Source organism: Massilia sp. TWP1-3-3 (assembly GCF_049897805.1).
In the GTDB taxonomy this organism is placed as follows: domain Bacteria; phylum Pseudomonadota; class Gammaproteobacteria; order Burkholderiales; family Burkholderiaceae_D; genus Telluria_A.
Genome location: NZ_JAFCWX010000073.1, coordinates 1 through 5,026 on the forward strand (window position 1 = coordinate 1; position 5,026 = coordinate 5,026).

Consider the following 5,026-nt stretch of genomic DNA (forward strand, 5'->3'; position numbering starts at 1 on the left):
CCACGCTGCGCTTCCGTCAACTCAACTTTCATCGCTACACGCATGATTTCCCCTCCATATGACAAGGATACATGCATATATATAATAAGTCTTATTATTTATGACGCACTACACTAGTGCTGGCCAGTCAAGCTGCTATCGTGTCCTCATCCACCAAGTCGAGCCATTTCTCAAGCAACGAACACACTGCGATCACGGCAGGCAAAGACCTGTCACTCGCCGCCGGTTTCAGCTTCTTTGCCAGCGTCAGAGAAACTTTCCGCCTGTTCGTGCACCGGGCAGGGATGAAACTGATTGCGGCCGCTGGCGATATCGACGTGCAGGCCTTACAGAACAGTATCAATCTGCTTGCGAAGCTCAATGTCAGCATTACCGCCAACCGGATCATGATCAGCGCCAAGGAGGAAATCGTCATTAATGGCGGTGGCAGCTACGCGAAATACAATACTCAAGGCATCGAGTATGGCACGAAGGGCACCTTTGTCGCGCATGCAGCTACCCATACATTTGGCCAGGCTAGCTCGGCGCCCGTCCCTGAGTTCGACTGCCCTACCGCCAACAGTTTCGACGAACAATTCCGGCTGGTGAACGATAAGGATCATCCGTTGGCGTACACCCACTACACGATCGAAAGCACGTGCGGGAAAGTGTGGAAAGGTATCAGTGACGCCGACGGCTTCACGCGGCGTGTATTCACTGACGCGCCGTCGTCGCTTTCAGTGGCTATCGTCAGCGGCCTCTTTGATGAGCAGTTCAGGCTTGTCAACGAACTGGACGAGCCGCTGATCGACCAAGCCTACCGGATTACCAGTGCCTGCGGAAAGACCTGGCAAGGCAAGAGCGACGCAGACGGCATGACGCAACGGGTATCCACATACAAGCCGGCCTCGTTGTCGCTTGAATTATTAGACAAGGTTTGACATGACTAACAAGAAAAACGATAGCCCGCCGCAGGACGGCGGTAGCAAAGGTGGTGCGAGTAAAGGCAGCAAGAACGCCGGACAGACGAACAAGACAAAGGGATCGTTGACCAAAGTGGTTGTGAAAGAAGACGATGTCGGCAATTGGATCACTCCCGAGAAGGCGGCGAAATTCTATCTTGATGACGACGCAAAATTTCCGTCGATTGAATTCTCGTTCCAGACCGACTGCACAGGTCCCTACAAGTGGACGTGGGAGATGAAGTGGGATGCCCATGTCAGCGGACTGAGGGAAAAGCCGCGCGGTAAAAAAGTGGCCAGTTTCAAGGACAAGGGGAGTTTTTCGTCAACGGACAAGTGCTGGGATGCCAGCGCCATCAAGAAACCTATCGGGGGAAAATTAACCGTGACAGTGGAGTTCCAAGGAGAAAAGCTGCGCCGCACGGTACAAGTCCTCGGGACCCAGCCCAGCACCGACAAAATCAAGGCGTATCTCAAGGAAAAATCAGCCACGGCGTTTGAAAAACTGATCGCCCAGGAATCCAAGTTCAAGCATTTCATTGCGCTCGATCGCGAACCAGTGGTGGCAGGCGACAAAGGGTACGGATTGGCCCAGTTGACGACGCCTCCGCCCACTTACTCCCAGGTATGGAGCTGGAAAGAAAACCTGGATGGTGGCATCAAGCTGATGGACGGGAAAAAGAAGGATGCTAAAGCCATGCTCGACAAGCATGGGGCAGCATCTTATACGGAGGAAATGCTTGACCTTGAAACGCTGTCACGGTGGAACGGTGGCAGTTACCACGAGTGGAACGCCACCACCAAGAAATGGCAGCGCAAGGACGAGATCATGTGCGACACTCAAACGGGTAATATCGGGTGGGATATGACCGTGGCCGCCAACAAGGGAAAAACGGAAAAAGAACTGAGGGAGCGCGATTTGGATGAATATCCAAAAATGAAGGCCGGCCAAACCGCGAAACACCCATGGACTTATACAGGAGTTTGCTATGCAGATCACCTTAACGAAAAATAAGCAGCTCCGATATGCACTGGCATCGATGATGGTGTATGGCTACCTCGGCGCTGCGCACGCTCGCGACGGCGTTGCTGCTCCGTCTGAGACGGCTATTTCGCCAGCCAAATATCGGGAGCTATATCAAGGCTCGGTGATTCCCGTCAAATATATTCTCGTCGACGAGAAAGGCCAGGAGTGCTGTAACGGCCGCCGCCCCAAAAAAGTGTTTGTGCTCGATATCACGCGCGACGCACCGCCGAGAAAAATATTCTCTTCCGAAATCACTGAACTGGCTGGTGCACACTTCGAAGTTGAGATCGACCTTGAAACGCTTGTCGAAACACCGAAAGCCGATTTCGTAGTCTTGAAACTGTTGCGGCCTTTTGAATACAGCAAGAGAGCCAAGCCATGCGCAGCCGGCATGGGCGAAGATCGTCACTATCTGGCGAGAATTGAAAAGAACGCGATCCGGTTTATCGATCGCAGCCTGCTCGGTTGCGGCGACACGCTGAGCTTATTGAAAGATAAAAATATGGTTGGCTACGAAGTGACGGTCAACCATGCAGGCGAAGACAAGGCGCAGTTGGTTCGCTATGTGTACCGTGACGGTCAGATGATCAAACAGTCCAGCGCACTGCCCTCAGCGGATCGAAAATAAAATGACCAAGACAATTTTAGAGCTGGATGCAGCGCAGGACGACCTTGTACGCGCGGTCTTGTACTCCTTTGCCATGGCAGACTATGACGGAAGCGACTCGGTCTCGATAAAAGGCGTCAGCGGCGCAGATATTTTTGAAAAAGCTTCACCTGCGATCGTCAACGAAGCTTTGATTACAGCGCAAAACGCCGGGTTGATTGGCTGGGACGAGTCACGGGTAGGGGCAATCTCACTGACTGACCTGGGCAAGCGCAAATTCCTGCTGGTGCGCGATGATTTTTTCGACAACGCCGAGACGGAAAGACTAAGCCAGAAGATCTGGGAATATTCCAACATGCGGCTGGCAGAGCTTGAATCATATATTGACATCAAAGCCCGATACGCCGGTCTTGCTGCCTTTGCCGGAGAACCGGTGCCAGTCGCTGGAACGTGGCACGCGCGCCGCGGCGAGGGGCAATCTTTGCAGCTCGGTGAAGGCGAGATGCTGCCGGCGCCTCGATTTGATCGCGAAGGAAAGCCGCTCTTGTGGTACCTGGCAAGTGCCTAAAGCGTAGAACGATCATGGCGTACGAATTTATCGTAGTAGGCGATAAAACAGACCACGGCGGTACTGTCATCAGTGGCTCCCCCTCCCAAGACATCCGCGGCCAGGCCATTGCACGACTGGGCGATGCGGTGAACTGTCCGCAGAGCTATCCAGGAGGATTACCCCATGGTGTTAACAAGATTGTGACAGGGCATCCGACCATCAAAATCGAAGGAAAAGCGGTGGCTATTCACGGCAGCCTGACGGAATGCGGTTGCCGGCTGATTGGCAGCACGACGGTCTTAGGCAAGTGACACGACTCATCCACTCCGGCTGTCGCGCGCACATCCCCAGCCGCCGGCGCAGCGAAGTGCGCAGCGTAACGCCATCGGCATACCCGACCTCAGCGCGCTGATCCACCCCGGTTGCTGCATCGACCAGATCTACTTGTGCCGCAATGCCTGGTTCAGGTAAACACAGAAAGGCCTTGGTCAAGCCGGCTTTTCATGTGGGGAATCATGCTCGCGTTCGTATTGCGCAAGAATCACCAACTTGGAGCAACTTAATGGCGCGCAAATGCACGTGACTCGGTTGGACCCTTACCGATTGTGAGTCTTAGCAGCGCTCGAAAACATATGGAGAATTAGAGAAATGGCCACGTGGCAGTTCGACTTGTACCTGATTTCTCTCGGCAAGCCGCCGCCTTTGGCGTCGGAGGAAGGTTTAGATATCCCAGGAATACCGGCAAAATCAGCGCTTTATGTCCAAGAAATAGTAGCTGCCTACCTCGGGAATCCCTGGCTAATGATGGACGATTGGATGGTCTTTGGCCTTGAAGCCGGGACCCGAGTCGACTTGCTCTTTGACGACACTGACTTTGTGGAAGTGCTGGTGCGCTTGGACGCCAGCGTCAACAATGACGCGCTAATCGACGCATTGTGCACGCTGGCGCGCAAGCTGGATTGCAGCTACTTCGACGTACAGAAGAGAAAGTTTATTGAACCGCGACGGGAGCTCCTCTTGCAAGCTATTGCATCCTCAGGTGCCGCTCAGTTCGTAAAGAACCCGCGCGAATTCATTGCTCAAATCCCACCGGCTTAACGGCTGTGTAGGCCACCTCCACGATGAAGCAGCAGGCCTGCGTGAAAAAGACGTCGTCGCACTGGAAGAATTATCGTTCATCTTATGGGGTGATCAGGGTTCTGCTTACTCTGCGGCGACTTGGGCCCTAACCACGAACAAGTTACAAAAGTTCCTATTGGGTGGTCGAAAATATGGTTTCCGCTTTGAGGATGTTGAGCGCGCAGTTGTTGCGATGCTACCTACAACCTTTCCGTACCTCATTGGTGCTCCGAGATTGCTGTGCGAGGATGCCATGAGCATAGCCAGGACTAACGAGACCCATGCTAAAACAGCGACCTACTTTTGTATGTTCTGTAAGCGCGATATTTACCCCACCGCTGACGGCCGGTTGGCTGCAGGGATCAGGATTTAGCGACCGCGAAGTTGAACGGTAGCAGATCAGTAACGTCAGCGCCCGGTCGCCGCTGCGGCAATTCAGTAAGCACGTGGCGCAGGTAGGCGTAGGGCTCGATGTCGCAGGCGCGACAGGTCAGCATCAAGCTGTAGATCACGGCACTTGCATCCGCACCTGCAACCGAACTCGAGAACAGCCAATTTTTGCGACCGATGGTAAACGGGCGTATATCTCGTTCGATCAAGTTGTTATCGATCGGAGCCCGGCCGTCATCGATGTAGCGATACAGGTACAGCCACTGCCCGAGTGCATAGCTGATCGCCTTGCCGATCAGTGATTGCGGCATGACCTCGGCCTGATTCTTGACCAGCCAGGCGTGTAGTGCGTCCAGGATCGGACGGCTTTTCTCTTGTCTCCAGCGGTAAGT

8 protein-coding genes are annotated in these 5,026 nt (G+C 53.8%); 7 read left to right on the forward strand and 1 reads right to left on the reverse strand.

The features are described 5' to 3' along the window. Positions 1–140 precede the first annotated feature (140 nt). The 7 genes from ACP7D4_RS27460 (at position 141) to ACP7D4_RS27490 (ending at position 4,617) form a co-directional block, all read left to right on the forward strand. Positions 141–920: a DUF2345 domain-containing protein gene (locus tag ACP7D4_RS27460; protein ID WP_426212573.1), complete on the forward strand. Its 780-nt coding sequence runs from the start codon at positions 141–143 to the stop codon at positions 918–920. Between the two features lies 1 nt (position 921). Further along, positions 922–1,956 (forward strand): hypothetical protein, encoded by a 1,035-nt coding sequence (locus ACP7D4_RS27465; protein ID WP_426212575.1) that lies wholly within the window; start codon positions 922–924, stop codon positions 1,954–1,956. After that, complete coding sequence (locus ACP7D4_RS27470) at positions 1,931–2,596, forward strand: hypothetical protein (RefSeq protein WP_426212577.1); 666 nt, start codon at positions 1,931–1,933, stop codon at positions 2,594–2,596. Before ACP7D4_RS27465 ends, ACP7D4_RS27470 begins: the two co-directional genes overlap by 26 nt. A gap of 1 nt (position 2,597) precedes the next feature. After that, positions 2,598–3,143, forward strand: a complete 546-nt coding sequence (locus ACP7D4_RS27475; protein ID WP_426212578.1) for a hypothetical protein — start codon at positions 2,598–2,600, stop codon at positions 3,141–3,143. A gap of 14 nt (positions 3,144–3,157) precedes the next feature. After that, the gene (locus ACP7D4_RS27480) at positions 3,158–3,436 is read left to right on the forward strand and encodes a PAAR domain-containing protein (RefSeq protein WP_426212580.1); all 279 of its coding nucleotides are present in this window, start codon (positions 3,158–3,160) and stop codon (positions 3,434–3,436) included. Between the two features lie 337 nt (positions 3,437–3,773). After that, positions 3,774–4,223, forward strand: coding sequence for a hypothetical protein (locus ACP7D4_RS27485; RefSeq protein ID WP_426212582.1), 450 nt, complete (start codon positions 3,774–3,776; stop codon positions 4,221–4,223). Next, positions 4,201–4,617 carry a hypothetical protein gene (locus tag ACP7D4_RS27490; RefSeq protein ID WP_426212583.1) on the forward strand — a complete coding sequence of 139 codons (417 nt, stop codon included), beginning with the start codon at positions 4,201–4,203 and terminating at the stop codon, positions 4,615–4,617. The genes ACP7D4_RS27485 and ACP7D4_RS27490 overlap by 23 nt, the downstream gene beginning before the upstream one ends. Here the strand turns inward: ACP7D4_RS27490 and ACP7D4_RS27495 are convergent. Continuing rightward, positions 4,607–5,026 (reverse strand): IS66 family transposase (locus tag ACP7D4_RS27495; RefSeq protein WP_426212584.1); only part of this gene is annotated, 420 nt, incomplete at its 5' end. The genes ACP7D4_RS27490 and ACP7D4_RS27495 overlap by 11 nt on opposite strands.